At 38.0% G+C, this 15,644-nt stretch carries 16 protein-coding genes; 13 read left to right on the top strand and 3 right to left on the bottom strand.

Features of this window, described 5'->3' with window-relative positions; genetic code table 11:
- Window positions 1–69 precede the first annotated feature (69 nt).
- Together PMI13_RS21655 and PMI13_RS01255 are read right to left on the bottom strand one after the other, a co-directional pair.
- Window positions 70–195 (bottom strand): hypothetical protein, encoded by a 126-nt coding sequence (locus tag PMI13_RS21655; protein ID WP_007839824.1) that lies wholly within the window; start codon window positions 193–195, stop codon window positions 70–72.
- Between the two features lie 155 nt (window positions 196–350).
- Window positions 351–1,619, bottom strand: coding sequence for an NAD(P)/FAD-dependent oxidoreductase (locus tag PMI13_RS01255; RefSeq protein ID WP_007839822.1), 1,269 nt, complete (start codon window positions 1,617–1,619; stop codon window positions 351–353).
- A gap of 229 nt (window positions 1,620–1,848) precedes the next feature.
- Between PMI13_RS01255 and PMI13_RS21375 the strand changes: the two genes are divergently transcribed.
- The 3 genes from PMI13_RS21375 (at window position 1,849) to PMI13_RS01240 (ending at window position 3,828) form a co-directional block, all read left to right on the top strand.
- The gene (locus PMI13_RS21375; protein ID WP_007839820.1) at window positions 1,849–2,064 is read left to right on the top strand and encodes an aldo/keto reductase; all 216 of its coding nucleotides are present in this window, start codon (window positions 1,849–1,851) and stop codon (window positions 2,062–2,064) included.
- A 302-nt stretch (window positions 2,065–2,366) separates the two neighbouring features.
- Window positions 2,367–3,056, top strand: coding sequence for a hypothetical protein (locus PMI13_RS01245; protein WP_007839818.1), 690 nt, complete (start codon window positions 2,367–2,369; stop codon window positions 3,054–3,056).
- Between the two features lie 106 nt (window positions 3,057–3,162).
- A complete protein-coding gene (locus PMI13_RS01240) occupies window positions 3,163–3,828 on the top strand; it encodes a hypothetical protein (protein WP_007839817.1) in 666 nt (221 codons plus the stop codon).
- A gap of 32 nt (window positions 3,829–3,860) precedes the next feature.
- Here the strand turns inward: PMI13_RS01240 and PMI13_RS01235 are convergent, their stop codons facing one another.
- Entirely contained in the window at window positions 3,861–5,093 is a 1,233-nt protein-coding gene (locus PMI13_RS01235) for a hypothetical protein (protein WP_156104412.1), read from the bottom strand.
- Window positions 5,094–5,447: 354 nt separating this feature from the next.
- On the opposite strand from PMI13_RS01235, the gene PMI13_RS01230 reads away from it, so the two are divergent.
- From PMI13_RS01230 to PMI13_RS01190, 10 genes are read left to right on the top strand one after another with little or no spacing between them, the layout of a single operon-like run.
- Entirely contained in the window at window positions 5,448–6,119 is a 672-nt protein-coding gene (locus PMI13_RS01230) for a DUF4255 domain-containing protein (RefSeq protein WP_007839813.1), read from the top strand.
- An 11-nt stretch (window positions 6,120–6,130) separates the two neighbouring features.
- Window positions 6,131–8,083, top strand: coding sequence for a phage tail sheath C-terminal domain-containing protein (locus tag PMI13_RS01225; protein WP_007839811.1), 1,953 nt, complete (start codon window positions 6,131–6,133; stop codon window positions 8,081–8,083).
- Between the two features lie 26 nt (window positions 8,084–8,109).
- Window positions 8,110–8,547, top strand: coding sequence for a phage tail protein (locus tag PMI13_RS01220; protein WP_007839805.1), 438 nt, complete (start codon window positions 8,110–8,112; stop codon window positions 8,545–8,547).
- 10 nt (window positions 8,548–8,557) lie between these two features.
- Window positions 8,558–9,016 carry a phage tail protein gene (locus tag PMI13_RS01215; protein WP_007839803.1) on the top strand — a complete coding sequence of 153 codons (459 nt, stop codon included), beginning with the start codon at window positions 8,558–8,560 and terminating at the stop codon, window positions 9,014–9,016.
- Between the two features lie 11 nt (window positions 9,017–9,027).
- On the top strand, window positions 9,028–9,201 hold the full coding sequence (locus PMI13_RS21735) for a DUF5908 family protein (protein ID WP_007839802.1): 174 nt from the start codon (window positions 9,028–9,030) through the stop codon (window positions 9,199–9,201).
- Window positions 9,198–9,965, top strand: coding sequence for a CIS tube protein (locus tag PMI13_RS20480; RefSeq protein WP_007839801.1), 768 nt, complete (start codon window positions 9,198–9,200; stop codon window positions 9,963–9,965). Before PMI13_RS21735 ends, PMI13_RS20480 begins: the two co-directional genes overlap by 4 nt.
- An 8-nt stretch (window positions 9,966–9,973) precedes the next feature.
- Entirely contained in the window at window positions 9,974–11,638 is a 1,665-nt protein-coding gene (locus PMI13_RS20475) for a phage baseplate assembly protein V (protein WP_007839799.1), read from the top strand.
- A gap of 1 nt (window position 11,639) precedes the next feature.
- Window positions 11,640–11,927 carry a PAAR domain-containing protein gene (locus tag PMI13_RS01200; protein ID WP_007839797.1) on the top strand — a complete coding sequence of 96 codons (288 nt, stop codon included), beginning with the start codon at window positions 11,640–11,642 and terminating at the stop codon, window positions 11,925–11,927.
- Window positions 11,928–11,941: 14 nt separating this feature from the next.
- A complete protein-coding gene (locus PMI13_RS01195) occupies window positions 11,942–12,358 on the top strand; it encodes a GPW/gp25 family protein (protein WP_007839791.1) in 417 nt (138 codons plus the stop codon).
- Window positions 12,359–12,362: 4 nt separating this feature from the next.
- The gene (locus PMI13_RS01190) at window positions 12,363–15,644 is read left to right on the top strand and encodes a baseplate J/gp47 family protein (RefSeq protein ID WP_007839789.1); all 3,282 of its coding nucleotides are present in this window, start codon (window positions 12,363–12,365) and stop codon (window positions 15,642–15,644) included.

Here is a 15,644-nt window from a genome sequence, read left to right as displayed (position 1 = left end):
GCAGCTCATCACATTTCTTTTCCTCACTGAACGTTTTTAAAAGTGCTTTTTCTGCCCAATAAATATCCTTTAATGAATCTTCAAAAAGGTGTCTTTCAATTGCTTGGCAGCATCTTTTTTAGCAGGAGTTTTACCCGTGGCTTTTGAAACGGTTGTTTTTTTAGCCGCGCTTTTACGTGGTATTTTAGTTTCCATAATAATATAATTTAGTGATTAGAATTGTGATTAGGTTAGTCTATTACCTATAATTATAAGACAAAAAATAGATATTATGCCGTATTGAAGCCAGATATGGTATGTATTTTTTAAATAAACAAAATTAAACTTCCTTTGATAATTCATCTGAAAAGCTACTCCTTACTTGAATTCCGCTCAGGATAGAGAATCAGTCTGATGGATGGATTATTGGTGATAAATAACCTGAACCAATCCATTGCAAGACGAATTTTATTTCCAAATCCCACCAAAGGAATGATATGAATAAACAGCCACGTCAGCCAGGCGATAAAACCTTCAAAAGAAAATTTCGGAAGATCTACCACCGCATTGAATTTTGAAATAATGGCCATGCTTCCTTTGTCATTATATTCAAACGGAACCAATACTTTTTCGTCTTCTATCCGTTTGAAATTTCTTCCGAGGTTTTTGCCCTGCTGTATGGCAACCTGTGCAAGCTGGGGATGGCCTTTAGGATATGGATCTTCAGTAAGCTGAAGGCACAGATCTCCCAGTACATAGATATTGTTTATCCCTTCTACCTGATTGTAGGCATTCACCAGGATTCTTCTGCCATGTCCCACGCGGTCTTCCGGAATACCGGGAACTTCACGTCCGATTACCCCTGAAGTCCAGATCAGGGTTTCTGTTTCTATTCTCTTTCCGTCAGACAGAATCACTTTTCCATCAACATAATCTTTTACTGAAACATTCAGAATAATTTTCACCCCAAGCTTCTTCAGGGTTTGACAGGCAGTTTCCTGCGCTTTTTTACTCATGGGTGAAAGCAGGGTAGGTAAGGCATCAATAAGGTACAGGTTAGAAAGAGCCAGCTTGATTTCCGGATATTCCTTTTCAGCAATATACCTTCCCATTTCGGCCAGCATTCCTGCCAATTCTACTCCGGTGGGGCCACCACCTGCGATAACTACATTTTGGAGTTTCTGGGCAGTTTTTATATCCTTATTCCGGGCGGCTTCTTCAAGGTTGAGCAGGATATGATTCCTTAAATAAAGTGCTTCTTCAATATTTTTCATAGGAAGTGCATATCTCTGTACGTTTTCCATCCCAAAGAAATTAGATTCTGTACCCAGAGCAAGGACGAGATCATCATAACCCAGGTTTCCCGTATCGGTCTCAATCGTTTTACTTTCAGGAATGACCCTTAAAAATCTTCCCATATGAAAACGTACATTTTTATTGTTGGAAAAGAGCTTCCGGAACGGATAACTGATATTCGATGCCTCAATAAACGAGGTAGCAACCTGGTAGATGAGTGGTGGAAAAAAGTGATAATTATTTTTATCAACCAGTGTAATGAGGAACCTCCCGTCATTCTGTAAGGATTTGATCAGGTTGATTCCTGCAAATCCTCCGCCTACAATAATAATATGCTTTTTCATAATAGATTGATATTGAAGTGGTCAGCATATTCCTTCAATAATAAGACCAAAAATTCAACTGTAAACAATAAAAAATACAACTTTAGTTTTATTTCCGTGTATTGATAAAAGCAGGGGTAAAGCCTGTTTCGGGAGCAGGATATAATTCCGGGCTTATTAATGGGAAGAGACCGCTATAATTACAAAGATATTATTCCCAAAGGAATGACGGAAAAGCGTGACCGGATTAATGAAATTGCAAAAAAAATACAATACTAATGCTGTACACGCCGCTCTTCATTTTGTTTTGGCTGCAGATGAGTTTGCTTCAATTATTCCGGGAGCAAGCAAAGCTGAACAGGTTCAGGGTAATGTAAATGCACTTCATGAAAATATTCCGGCTGATTTCTGGAACGAATTGAAAGCTGAAGGATTGATTTATCAAAAAAACCAGACCCCGGAATAACCTATTGAATTTTAATTAAAAAAGAATGTGAGCCTCTAAAGGGTTCACATTTTTCTTATCTATCGTACTGCCTATCAACGCACATTGGTTTTTGCCCGGGAAATAGACAGAAGATAACCACCTCTGTCTTTTATGAAATATTTTCAACTCATTTTTGCATCATAATTACTCATTTATAGTCAAACAAGCTCATTCTATAACAAATATTTAATAAAAAACAAAAATAAATTTATTTTTTTCATTTACATATTTTTATATTTTTGCCCAAAACTAGACTACATTAAAACTTTTAAATAATTATTATGAGACAAACTTTAAGTATTGTATCTTCAGTAGCAATGGTATTTTTTTTAACAGGATGCCAGAATGAATCTTTTTCAACGTCACCGGACGCTTCAGTATCTAAAAACATAACTACCAGTTCTCAATTGGTAGATCCTAACTTCAGATTCACTGAAACCAGTTTAGCAGTTGCCAACTCGTTAGATGAAAATGGTTTCAAGCCTGATACAGAAATCACACAAGAATTGATTAACAAATCTTTAGCCGGTGTTGAATTCCAGGGTAAAGAATTGGTGACTGTTGATATGGTGAACAAAATTATCAGCTATGTTCCTTTGATGAAACAAAGCGGATTAAAAGGTCTTAGCCTGGAGTTACAGCATTCTGAATATTTTACCGAACAAATGGGATTGCTTGAAAGCGGTCAGGATATTTCATCAAGCCTGGAAAGTACCGGATTCAGTGCTTTATCACAGGAAGAACAAAACCTGTTAAAAGATATCGTGTATTTCCAGCAGGATTATATACAATATTCAATAGCTCATCCAAATTCAGCAAGCAAAGTTCTGGATCCGGTTTTAGGATTTGCAACAGGCTGTTTATATGCTATAGGAGGGGCTGAGATCGGTTCTCTTTTTGGTCCTTGGGGTACTGCTGCAGGGGCTGTTATTGGCTTTGTGGTAGGGTTCTTTGTTGGAGGAAATAAATAATCATCTGAATAAAAAATCATAGGAGGTAATTTTAAAGGAGCTCTGTTCTTCTTAAAATTACCTCCATTTTTAATATTATTAGGGATCAAATAGCTAATCTGTTTTAATGTATAAATATTCTTTACTCTTTTTAATTTTTCTGGGGATAGGCTGCAGCAAGAAAAAAATGTTGGGTGATGATATAAAAAAGATCGTTCCGGAAAAAAATCATATTTATTTATTCTACAGGAAAACGGATTCCAAAAACGGGATTATTGCACAATCCTACAACAAATGGGGCTCTCAAATGTCTCATATTGCAATAGGCCTTACGGACGAAAAAAATAAATTCACGATTTATCATATCCTGGAAAAAGACGTAAAGAAAACCAAAAATGACATCTGGTCTTCCACCATCGAAGATTTTTACCAGGCAAAAAATGAAAAAATAATCGGGGCAGAAGTCTGGAAGAGCCGGGAAAAAATTTCTGACACCCAATTAAATAAATTAAGATCTACCATAGACAGCCTGAAAAAGACAAATACAAAGTTTGATTTCGATTTTGATTTTAATGATCATCATAAAATGTATTGTTCAGAATTTATTTATTACCTTCTCCATTCTGTTCATCAGCTCAAAATAAACCCATCCCTGAGCGAAAAAAAACTGAGCGGAATCAATAAAACCTTTCTGGGCAGGTCAGCTTTACATTATTTACCGGTAGATTTTTTACGTCAAAATAAAAATTTTGTAGAAATTTATTCTGAATTTGATGTGGAAAGTAAAAAATAATAATGAAAATAGGAACAGATCTTTTAAAATCTCTATCTTACAAATTTCCCGAAAATATATCCTACACTTATTCCTACGACGTGTACTTTGTTTATTTCATGCCACTGCATTTCAAAATTCAGGCTTGGCTTTTTGTCTTTATCTTTCAAACTTACAGGAATTCCCAGCTTCCAGTTTAAAGCATCATAAGTTCCGAAGTTTTTTTCAAGGGCAGCACTTACCCCAATGGTATTATTAAAAAATAAAGATGCTCCTTCCAGTTTTAAAGCAGTTGTGGCAAATCTCTCATAATCTCCAATAAATACCAGATCGGCAGGATTTAAAATTTGTTGGATTGAATTCTGGTCAGCTATTGTTTGAAAGGTCACTGCGCTTGTGTTGTTGGCTATGAAATTATTATTGTTAAAAACCGAACCTGATATCCTTCCATTCAATGTGGTTCCGTTCAGATAACCCGGTATATTGTATAAGCCGTTAAAAAACAGTTCTGCTTTCCAGCTGTAGAATTCTTTGTTCTCAAAGCTTCCTACTGTTTTCGTTGACTTTACATTGATCACTTTTTTCGTCAATGGTATGTTCACATTTACACCCCACCAGCTTAATTTATAACTGTTGAATAAGATATTATCTTTTACATTTTTGATTTCTTTGTCTGCTATCTTTTTATAATATTCATAATATTTTTTTCCAGGATCAACATTTGAAGGATCTTTTAATTCTTCATCTTTATCAAACTCAGATTTTAAATACTTTTCAATTTTTTCATTTCTGAGACTTTTAATCTGAGCTCTATGCTTTTCATAAGTCCCGATAATATTGTTATTGATATGGGTAAACTTGAAATTTAAACTGATTTCACTGGCAAAATCATATTCATTGGTCTTATTGTTCTTAGAATAGATTTTGGAAAAATTCTTATCTATACTTGAAATTGCGCTTACAGAAAGAATATTGGAAATCTTTCTTAAATCTTTATCCGGCCTGTTTTTGTTATTCTGTAAATTGATATTTCTTCCAACGGTAAGGGTTTTATTATCTGTATTTACACTTACAATATTCGGATCTAAAGAAAGATCCTTCATCGTTACTGCAAAAGAATTGATTTCATTGTTGAAAAAGAGGGCTAGCATCTGATTATTAAAAACCTTCTTCTTTTTTTCATCCTGTATATTTAATTTTTCATTCAAACGATCAATATCTTTTTTATAATAGATAAACGTACTGTCTTTAAGCTCTTTTATACTTGAAGGCAGGTAGTTGCTCACATAATTATTTTTGTCTTTTTGAGAAAACAAAACAGAATAAAAGGTCAAACTACAGATAGTAAAGGTTAATTTAAAAATTTTCATGGTATCAGGTTTTAGTTTATTACAAAATTTCAATTTTTTCTTCCCGATATCAATACCCCATAAGGGTGATTTTTTCACTTCATAAAAAGAGACTGGACCGAGTAAAACCAAGCCATTTTCCAATTTAAATATATTTTAAAATAAACATTTATAACAGGCTATTTATTAATGAAACTTAAAAAATGGGGTTTTCCCCATACCACATATGGGGATTTTACTATGATTTAAGTAATTGATATACAGCAAATTTGTTTATATAAAACTACTACCATGAAAGTCACAGATTTTCTTTCCAAAATAGTTTCTGTAGTCAATGCCGAAATAGTGGGAGCTCCGATTGTTGAATTAGCCAATATTGCAACGCTTAATGATGGTGATGAATTTCTGTCTTCCAAATCATCCATTATTTTGTCTGTCGTCAATATAGAAGAAGATAAAGTACTTAAAAACCAGTCTTTATACAAAAATTACATTTCACCGGACGATGGCATAGAAAGGTATAAAAACCCTACCCAGAATTTAATTTTATCACTCTTATTTGCGTCTTACAATATAGACCAGTCTAAATATGCTGAAGGAATCGACAAGCTGGAGGTGGTGATCTGGTATTTCCAGAATCAACGTGTCTTCTACTGGCAGTCTCCGAATTTATCAGAAACCATCCCTGCCAGCGGCTCTTATGATAAACTGATATTTGAAATGGTAAGCTTAAAAACCGACCAGCTCAACCAGATGTGGTCTTACCTCGGAGCGAAATACATGCCTTCAGTCCTCTACCAGGTACAGATGATCTCTATCCAGGTCAACGAAACTTCTACAGACGGAATCATTAAAAAAGCTAAAATCCAGCTTTGGGAAAATAATCCCCATGATTCTACCGGACATCTTGAATCCGGGACTTTTACTAAAAATGAAAACAATGAAATTATAGAAACTAATTAAAATTAATTATCATGAATATTAGTGCCATTAAAACCCCGGGAGTATATATCAATGAAATTGATGCATTTCCCCCATCTATCGCTCAGGTAGCGACTGCCATTCCTGCATTTGTGGGCTATACTCAAAAAGCCTCCGCTTTGAATGTTCCTACAAGAATTTCTTCTTTATTGGAATATGAACAAAGTTTTGGCGGAGCTCCCGCACCTGCAGGTATTACCGTAGATCTTGACAGCAATTTATTACCTACAGACAACAGCTCTGTTACGGAAAGTAAATTTAAGCTTTACAACAGCCTCCGCTTATTTTATGCCAATGGAGGCGGAGAATGTTATATCGTTTCCGTCGGGCTTTATACGGATAATCCCGCTTTTGATGCCGGAACAAAAACCAAATTTACAGACGGAATTGATACGTTAAACAAATTTGATGAGCCGACCCTGATCTTATTTCCCGATGCGGTCAATTTATCCGCTTCTAATTTAGGTGCAGTACAGGTACACTCTTTAATGCAGTGTGAAAAACTGATGGACAGATTTACCATTATGGATGTAAAACAAACTGCAAACCTGAAGGATGACAGTGAAGATTTCAGGGATGAAGTGGGAAACCAGAACCTTAAATATGGTGCTGCCTATTATCCTTATTTACAGGCAAATTTCCCTTATCAGTTCAGGTTCGGCGATATCAGCGGAAGCACTCCCGGCAAGGTAGATTTTGCCTCCATTTATGCTACAGATCTGGCAATAAAACCATTATTGGACAGCTTTGATGTTACTTATAAAAAAGTTCATCAGAATATTGCCCTCAATGATGTCAATAACGGATTCAGTGTAAAATGGAATGAAAAAAATAAAGATAAAGTAGCGATTGCCAATGATTTCAGCAATACGGGTACTTATGTAAATAAATTATTGGGTTTCCTTGGAGTTATGGGACAAACCACTTCTCTTGTTAACCCTTTTAAAACCTATGTACAGGGGCTTATCTCCGTATCTCTTAAACAGTACGCTCAGAAATTAATTGATTTTACAGATGTCTATAAGGATTTAAAAACTGCTGACGGAGCAGATGCCGATTTACTTCCTGATGATCTGGCAGATATTAGTCTTAGCCCGGATCCTAATACAACATTTGAAGATACTGTCTGGAGGAATGGTGCTTTTGCAGCTACAAACCCAAATCCGTACACCGGAACATTATCGACAGCAAACCTCGCCGACAAAGCAAAAATACAGGCAGCCCTGGATAAATTACATGCCCAGATTATAGCAGCAATGAATTCTGCGGTGAGCGCTTTGGAAAACTATGTATCAACGGAAGAAAATAATCTTACCTCTAACATTCCTATCTATTCAGCGATCGTCTCCAAACTTTCCCAGTCTATGAATACTGTTCCGCCTTCAGGAGCCGTTGCAGGGATTTATGCTCAAACCGATGCCACACGCGGCGTATGGAAAGCTCCGGCTAATGTGAGTGTAAACGGAATTATCGGACTCGCAGATGATATCAATGATAAAGACCAGGAAGAGATGAACATCCATGAAACAGGAAAATCCATCAATGCCATCAGAAAATTTACAGGCAGGGGGAATCTTGTATGGGGAGCCAGAACTTTAGCAGGAAACAGCAACGATTGGCGCTACATCAATGTAAGACGGCTTGCCAACATGATTGAAGAATCTGTGAAAAAAGCGTGCATGCAGTTTGTGTTCGAGCCGAATGTTGCCCAGACCTGGGTTAATGTAAAAGGAATGATCGAAAACTATCTGACCACCCTTTGGAATGATGGTGCCCTGGCAGGAGCCAAACCGGAACATGCCTTTTTTGTAGCCGTAGGGCTTAACCAGACCATGTCTGCACAGGATATTTTAGAAGGCAGAATGATCGTGAAAATAGGATACGCACCTTCAAGGCCTGCAGAATTCATCATTCTTGAATTCAAACAAATGCAACAAAAATCTTAATTATTTAACCTTAAAAACTATACATCATGCCAAATACAGATTTTCCGCTACCCAAGTTTCATTTCAGTGTAGAATGGGGCGGTAGTAAAATAGCTTTTACAGAAGTCTCCGGATTGAATAAAGAAATGGATGTCATTGAGCACCGCGTAGGGTCGAGCCCTGAATTCTTTAAAAAGAAAATGCCGGGAATGCTTAAACTGAGCAATATTACCCTTAAAAGAGGCGTATTTGCAGGTGATAATGAATTCTATGACTGGTACAATACCGTTGCCCTGAATACCGTAGAACGCAGAAATATCACCATTTCATTACTGGATGAAAATCACGAACCCAAAGTGGTATGGAAAGTAAAAGACTGTTTCATTGTTTCTTTAAAATGCACCGATATGAAATCTGATGCGAATGAAGCCGCGATAGATTCAGTGGAAATTGCCAATCATGGGTTTACCGTAGAACACATTTAAACCGAATACCATGCCTGACAGCAATCCCATACCCGGTTTTTACTTTTCCGTCATCTTTGAATTGTTGCCGCAGTTTAGTATTGATACAAAATTTCAAAGTGTAAACGGATTAAAAGTGACCATGGAAACCGAATCCTATACCGAAGGAGGGCAGAATAAATTCAAACACCAGCTGCCGCTCCGTTCCGGGTATCAGGATCTGGTTCTGAAACGAGGATTAACTTCAGATATGTCCGGTTTATCGATGTGGTGCAATCAGGCATTGGAAGACTTTGTTTTTTACCCGGCCAATCTGGTGGTTTCTTTATTAAACGAAAAGGGAAACCCGCTAAAGGTCTGGTATGTATCACACGCGATTCCCTTGAGCTATGAATTCAGTGATTTCAATGCTGAAGAAAACAAGGTGGTTATTGAAACCATCACATTGAAATACAATTTTTTCAAAGAGCTCCCGGTACCCAACTTTTAATACATACTGAAATGCCTATCCAGATCAAAGAACTACATATCAAGGTAAAAATAGAGGAGGAGCCGGTAAATTCTGCCCGCTCCCAGCCAATCAGTCCTTTAAAATTACAGGAATTAAGATCGCAGCTCATTAAAGAGTGTACCCGTGAAGTATTAGAAAAACTTAAAGAAAAAAATGAACGATGATACAGGCAGCATTAGGGATTATAGATAAAATGAGGATTGAAGTATATGAAAACAATAAATATACAATGCCTAAGAAAACCATTTTTGTTCAGCTTAACCCTGAAAAGTATACACTTAAGCATAACGTGGTTTTTTGTGAAGGCCAGCCTATGGGAGCATCTTCCAATGATTTAAGTTTTAACAGGATTGAAGGGGAAGAAGTAACATTTGACTTTGTTTTTGACAGCTCAGGCGTTGTACCACCCGGAAAAATAAAAGACGGGAAAGGGGAAATGTCTTTACTGGATAAAGCAGGAGACGTTCTCGATGCCCTGAAGCCTGCCATTGTAAATCCTTTTGCAGAGGTAAAATCTGTAGAAGAAGATGTGGAAGCGTTTAAGAACCTCATCATGGGATACAACGGAAGTACCCATCAGACAGCTTATCTTCAGCTTCTCTGGGGCGGATACAAGCTGCAGTGCCGGTTAAAAAGCATGGATATTGAATACATGCTTTTCAGAAAAGACGGTCGCCCCATCAGGGCCAAAGTAAAATGTGTTTTCAAAGGGACTGCCACCTATGAAGTAATGGTTGCCCAGCAAAATAAAACATCACCTGACCTTACCCATGTAAGAACCGTCAGTATGAATGACAGGCTGACCCTTATGGCAGAAAACATCTATGAAAACCCATCATACTATGTAGACGTTGCCCAGACCAACCGATTGTTAAGCTTCAGAAAAATAAATACCGGACAAAACATATCATTTCCACCTGTAAAATAACTAAAATCATGCCTGTTCAACCTTACATATCAACTGATGACCTGCTAAAACTAGAGTTTTTGACAGACGGTGTCAATAATGGTCTTGATTCTTTATTAACAGAAGGACAGGTAACTTTTGAACTGAACAAAATACCTTTTGCAAAATTTACTTTTACAGCATCCAATCCAGGTGTAGATTCACAGACAACCTTACCTTCGGATCAGCTGAAAAAAGGGCAAAAAATAGAAATAAAGGTAACCGTCAGCAAAAAGCCTCAAACCCTGTTTAAAGGATTTATCAAGTCTATTGAAAAAACGATCAGCGAAAGCTCCGTAACCGTAAAAATAGAATGTAAGGATGATGCTTATCAACTCACCACTCCTTCAGAAGAAAGAGAAAATAATAACCAGACCTTTGAAGATAAGCTGAAATCATTTACCCGGCCTCTTATATTGGGTAATACACTTACCGGACAGGAGTGGGGCCAGGAAAATATTTCCCATAACCTTCATACCATCCCGTGGGATTATCTGATCGGATTCTTAGACTCCATCGGAATGATCGTAGTCGTAAGGAATGGGGAATTTAATGCTTTAGATCTCTTAAAACCCGCTCCTGATGAAAAGTATGTGGCTGAGAATGGAATTAATGTCTTTCGTTTTTCAGGAAGGGAAGATGAATCCAAAAAACTGAGCAAAGCCTCTATTGAGTATTGGGATGCATCTTCCCAGGCCCTGGAAAAAATAGAAGCTGAACAGGAAGCTGAAAAGAATGTCAAAGTTCTTACACTGAATGAAAGCCGGCTTTTAGCATCAACCATGACGAGAATGGTAAAAGCTTCTCTTCAGCGAAGCAATCATGCAGTGATACAGGCCCAGGTAACCACTTTCGGAAATTTAGAGGCCAAAATAGGTGATTTTCTCAGCTGTAACAAAGTGAATCAGGAGATAGACCATAAAAAATTACTGATTAGTAAAGAGCTTCATACCATTGAGAACGCCTGCTGGAAAACCGAATATACGCTGGGGATGGAAACGGAACAGACCTTTGCAGAAAACAGTTCACCCTCAATTCCGGCTCAACAGGCACAGACAGGACAAACCAATTTTGTGAGCGGATTACAGATCGGGATAGTTACCCAGATCGAAGAAGACCCGGACAACCAGTTCAGGATAAAAGTAAGAATTCCCACACTTTCGGAAAGCGGAGAAGGGGTCTGGGCAAGACTGGCAACATTATTTGCAGGCAATGAAATGGGAGGTTATTTTATTCCTAATGTGAATGATGAAGTGATTATTGGATGCCTTGGAAATAATCCGGATACCCCGGTGATACTGGGAAGCCTGCACAGCTCACAAAACCCGATGCCGTTTCCTGTTGAAAAAGAAAATTATACCAAAGGAATTGTGACGAAAGAGGGTACAAAAATACAATTGGATGATCAAAAAAAATCCATTGAATTAAGTACCAAAAAAGGCAATAAGCTTTTGATCAGCGATGACGAAAAAGGCTTCATACTCGAAGATGAAAACGGAAACAAGCTGATCATGAATGCGGACGGAATTACTTTGGATAGCAGCAAAGATATGATCCTGAAGGCAAAAAAAGATTTTAAAATGGAATCGGCAAAAGCGGAGCTCACAGCTTCTGCAACGCTCGATGTAAAAGGTTCAATCATAAAACTTAACTGATATGCCCGCAGCAGCAAGAACAGGTGACATGCATGTATGTCCCATGACCACAGGAACGGTGCCTCATGTAGGAGGCCCGCTATTACCAGGAGGAGCCACCGTACTGATCGGCGGAATGCCCGCATCGGTAGTAGGAGACAGCTGTGTCTGCACAGGGCCTCCCGATACCATCGTAAAAGGCTCATCTACTGTATTGATAGGAGGTAAGCCGGCCGCAAGAATGGGAGACTCCACAGCACACGGAGGCAGTATCGTAGCCGGTTGCCCTACAGTAATTATAGGTGGCTAACAAAAAATAACAGCATGAAAACAGATGATTTTTTAGGAACGGGATGGGGATTTCCACCCACATTCAATCCTGTTACAAGAACGGTTGAGACGGTTTCCGATGAACAGGACATCCATCAAAGCCTGCAGATCCTTTTAAATACACAACTGACAGAAAGGGTGATGCGTTCCGATTTCGGATGCGATCTCAGCCCGCTGTTATTTGAAAACATTACGGTGACCTTACTGACAAAAATCAAAGGCATTATTGAGCATGCCATCTTAATGTATGAGCCCAGAATTGATCTGAATGACATTTATTTCGCTTCTGAAAACGACGATACGCAAGGTATGATCAGAATTGAGATTGAATACACCATCCGGACAACCAACTCGAGACACAATTATGTATTCCCTTATTATTTAGAAGAAGGAACTTATATTAAAACTTAGCATCATGGAAAATTGTTCTTCAAAAATATCTATTCATCAAGGCATGGGAACTACCCAGGGCGATAGATTTTTACCTGCCCTTAAACCCGATTATTTTTTATTGGAGGAAAGGGGTGAGATCGATCATGTTGTCTTAGCCCGAAAAATGTCAGAATATCTCAGGTATTTTAATGAATTCAATTTGGAACAAGGGAACTGGTCTTCGTTTTTCACATGGGAATCCACTGCCGTTTTAGCCGGAATTTTCACATGGGATATCAAAGCCTATGAAAAAAAATATGAAAACGGGAAAAAACTGATTCCTTTGGTCAACGACAATGAAGGACAAAAAGACATCCTCAAAGGAATTTTCGGAGGTCTTCAACATGATTTAACCGAATTAACGGAAAAAATATCTGTATTAGATGATGCTATTACCGTTAAGGAATTTCTGGTAAGCACCCAGGGTACTATTGAAAGCCAGCTGAACACTATTATCCTTAAAATCAATACCGAAAGCTCGATCCTTACTTTATTACAAAGCTATCAGTTCAACAAAAACATTCAGCAGCTTTTCGGGCTCCTTTTACACTGGAAAAATACGACTGAGGAAACACTCAGACAGCAATTGGAATCTTACCCTTCCCATTCGCCGCATTATGCCCTGTTCCTGGCTTTCTTAAAGCTGTTGGGCATTGCAAAAAATCACCTGAATGAATTTACCAGAAGACATCTTGATTTTTATTACAATGATATCCTTCAGTTGCGTTCTCAGAAAGCACAGCCGGATCACGTACACTTACTTATAGAACCTTTTGCCCAGGCAGATCCGTTTTTACTTCCGAAAAACACCATTTTCCCGGCAGGAAAAAACGGGGCGGGTAAAAATAAATTTTATGCGTCCACATCAGATCAGGCAATTAATTCCATAAAAATCAAATCTTTTTTAAGTCATTATACAGACAAAACCTGGAAAAGATCAGATCTGCTTCCTCTCAATGGAATCCATACTCCTTTTTCTGCATTTCCCGTTTCAGCTGAAGATACCAGAACAGGTTTGCTTCTGGCCAGTCCTTTATTTTATTTAAAAGGCGGAACCAGAACCATCACCCTTAAATTTGATACCCAAAACTTAAGTCCCGATCTTTTTGAATTCTGGATAACCGGAGAAAAAAAATGGATTGAAATTTCCAAAAAAGAATCAGCCCAGGATAAAAGCATACAGCTTACCATTCCGGCTACTGAAAAAGCGATTGTTCCGTTTGATCAGAAAATTCATGACGGAGATGTTATCAAAACCTTACATCCGATTCTTAAAATCATTCCTAAAAACAATATAGCAACCATAAAATGCCAGAGCCTTGATATCAAAATAAAGGTAACCGGACTTAAAAATTTCATTGTAGCTACAGATACCGGCGTTGTGGATATCAATAAGCCCTTCAGACCTTTCGGGGATTTCCCGAGAAACGGAAACGGTTTTACAATTGGCTGTAATGAATTTTTCATCAAAAAAGGAGCCGCCGCTACATTCTCGATCAACACAAATATCCTCAGATTTCACAGCAATACCAGCAATAATCAACAGACTCTTATTGCATACAATGAAGGTTTACAAATGGAAAATACGGCAGCCAAAATGCAATCCGCTGAAAATGAATCTTTGCAATGGTTTGAAGATTTCACACCTCAGGAGTTTACTGTGATAGCCGGGGTTTTCAAAAGCCTTGTCGATGATTCCTTATTATATGAAATGTATGACGGGCAGTTTATAAAAACGGCCGGTACCTTCAATTCTTCTTATACCAATAATTATCCCGTATCAGAATATCTGGAAGATGAAATTCCTGATAAAGAAAGTATTTCAGGATATATAAGAGTTCAGCTGGATGATTCTGAGTATGTAAAAGAGAAATTCCTGCAGGATTATATTGCGGCAGCTAAAACAGCAAGCCCGGTATTGCCCGAGGTTCCTGTTATTCAATCCATCGTAATGAATTACTCCGTGAATCAGAAATATACATTCAAAGACTCGGATAGTAGCTTAAATACAATAGAATATTACCATTTATCACCATTTGGTTATAAAAAAATAACTCCAAAATCTTATTTAACATTAATCCCTTCATTACCTCAACAGGGAGAAATCTATATCGGATTTGAGAATGCACAGCCGGGAAACGGATTAAGCATTCTTTTCCAGATGGCAGAAGGAACAGCCAATCCAAGAAAAAACCCCGCAAAAATTTCCTGGGCCTACTTAGACAATAATGAATGGAAAACCATAGACCCGTATGAAATAGGAGATGAAACCCTGGGTTTATTACAGTCGGGAATTATACAGTTGACCGTTCCGGAGTTTGACAATACACAAACCACACTGTTACCTGATACTCTTTTCTGGATCAGAATTTCGGTGGATGGATTAGACCGGATCTGTAATTTCATCGGCATTCACGAACAGGCCTTGAAAGCCGTCCTGACCGATTTTGAAAATAACGGAAGCCAGTTTCTGGAAACGACTCCGTCCGGAACTATTTCAAAGCTCTATCAGCCCCATCCATCCGTAAAAAAAGTAAAACAGCCTTATTCTTCTTTCGGAGGCAGAAAGCAGGAAGATGACAGCTTATTGTACCAGAGAAGCAGCGAAAGGCTGCGACACAAGCAGAAAGCCATTACTTCATGGGATTATGAAAGGCTTATTTTACAGGAATTCCCGGAAGTATACAGGATAAAATGCCTGAACCATTATCGTTATGATACAGGAAATGTTTCCAATGTTTCTGCAGGATATGTAACTCTTATTCCTGTTGCAGGATCCCTCAATTCATCAGCTGTCTGGGAATGGAAACCTCTGCTGAGCCTGAGTACTTTGCAGCGTATTAAAAACAGGGTAATGGAAATGTGTTCGCCACATGCCCGCCTCAGCGTAAAATCTCCTGTTTTAGAAAAGATACAGATCACCTGTAAAGTAAAATACAGAGAAATTCCCGGTGCTGACATCCGGTTGTATGCTGACCAGCTGAAAGAAACCCTGAATAAATACATCAGCCCGTGGGCTTACAGTGACCTTGACATTGATTTTGCAAAAAAAATAGAGCTTTCTTCACTGATCCAGCTGATTGACAACCAGAATTTTGTGGATTATGTTGTCGATTTTAAAGTCAATCAGATGATTCTTGATGATGCGGAAAATGTAGTGAAAAGAATAATATCCGATGTGAAAGAGATCATCCCACAAACCGATTACACATTGTTTATTCCTAATGATGTGCATGAAATAGAAGAACTTAAAAACAATTGCTAA

This window comes from Chryseobacterium populi, from assembly GCF_000282115.1.
Taxonomy (GTDB): Bacteria; Bacteroidota; Bacteroidia; order Flavobacteriales; family Weeksellaceae; genus Chryseobacterium; species Chryseobacterium populi.
This window is presented reverse-complemented; position numbering and strand designations above follow the sequence as displayed.

Bases quoted from the DNA above. Each gene is read 5' to 3' on its own strand.
- PMI13_RS01190 (WP_007839789.1), top strand. From the start codon at position 12,363: ATGGAAAATTGTTCTTCAAAAATATCTATTCATCAAGGCATGGGAACT.
- PMI13_RS01230 (WP_007839813.1), top strand. From the start codon at position 5,448: ATGAAAGTCACAGATTTTCTTTCCAAAATAGTTTCTGTAGTCAATGCC.
- PMI13_RS20480 (WP_007839801.1), top strand. From the start codon at position 9,198: ATGATACAGGCAGCATTAGGGATTATAGATAAAATGAGGATTGAAGTA.
- PMI13_RS01225 (WP_007839811.1), top strand. From the start codon at position 6,131: ATGAATATTAGTGCCATTAAAACCCCGGGAGTATATATCAATGAAATT.
- PMI13_RS21655 (WP_007839824.1), bottom strand. From the start codon at position 195: ATGGAAACTAAAATACCACGTAAAAGCGCGGCTAAAAAAACAACCGTT.
- PMI13_RS01215 (WP_007839803.1), top strand. From the start codon at position 8,558: ATGCCTGACAGCAATCCCATACCCGGTTTTTACTTTTCCGTCATCTTT.
- PMI13_RS01220 (WP_007839805.1), top strand. From the start codon at position 8,110: ATGCCAAATACAGATTTTCCGCTACCCAAGTTTCATTTCAGTGTAGAA.
- PMI13_RS01245 (WP_007839818.1), top strand. From the start codon at position 2,367: ATGAGACAAACTTTAAGTATTGTATCTTCAGTAGCAATGGTATTTTTT.
- PMI13_RS01200 (WP_007839797.1), top strand. From the start codon at position 11,640: ATGCCCGCAGCAGCAAGAACAGGTGACATGCATGTATGTCCCATGACC.
- PMI13_RS21375 (WP_007839820.1), top strand. From the start codon at position 1,849: ATGAAATTGCAAAAAAAATACAATACTAATGCTGTACACGCCGCTCTT.
- PMI13_RS01240 (WP_007839817.1), top strand. From the start codon at position 3,163: ATGTATAAATATTCTTTACTCTTTTTAATTTTTCTGGGGATAGGCTGC.
- PMI13_RS20475 (WP_007839799.1), top strand. From the start codon at position 9,974: ATGCCTGTTCAACCTTACATATCAACTGATGACCTGCTAAAACTAGAG.
- PMI13_RS01195 (WP_007839791.1), top strand. From the start codon at position 11,942: ATGAAAACAGATGATTTTTTAGGAACGGGATGGGGATTTCCACCCACA.
- PMI13_RS01255 (WP_007839822.1), bottom strand. From the start codon at position 1,619: ATGAAAAAGCATATTATTATTGTAGGCGGAGGATTTGCAGGAATCAAC.
- PMI13_RS21735 (WP_007839802.1), top strand. From the start codon at position 9,028: ATGCCTATCCAGATCAAAGAACTACATATCAAGGTAAAAATAGAGGAG.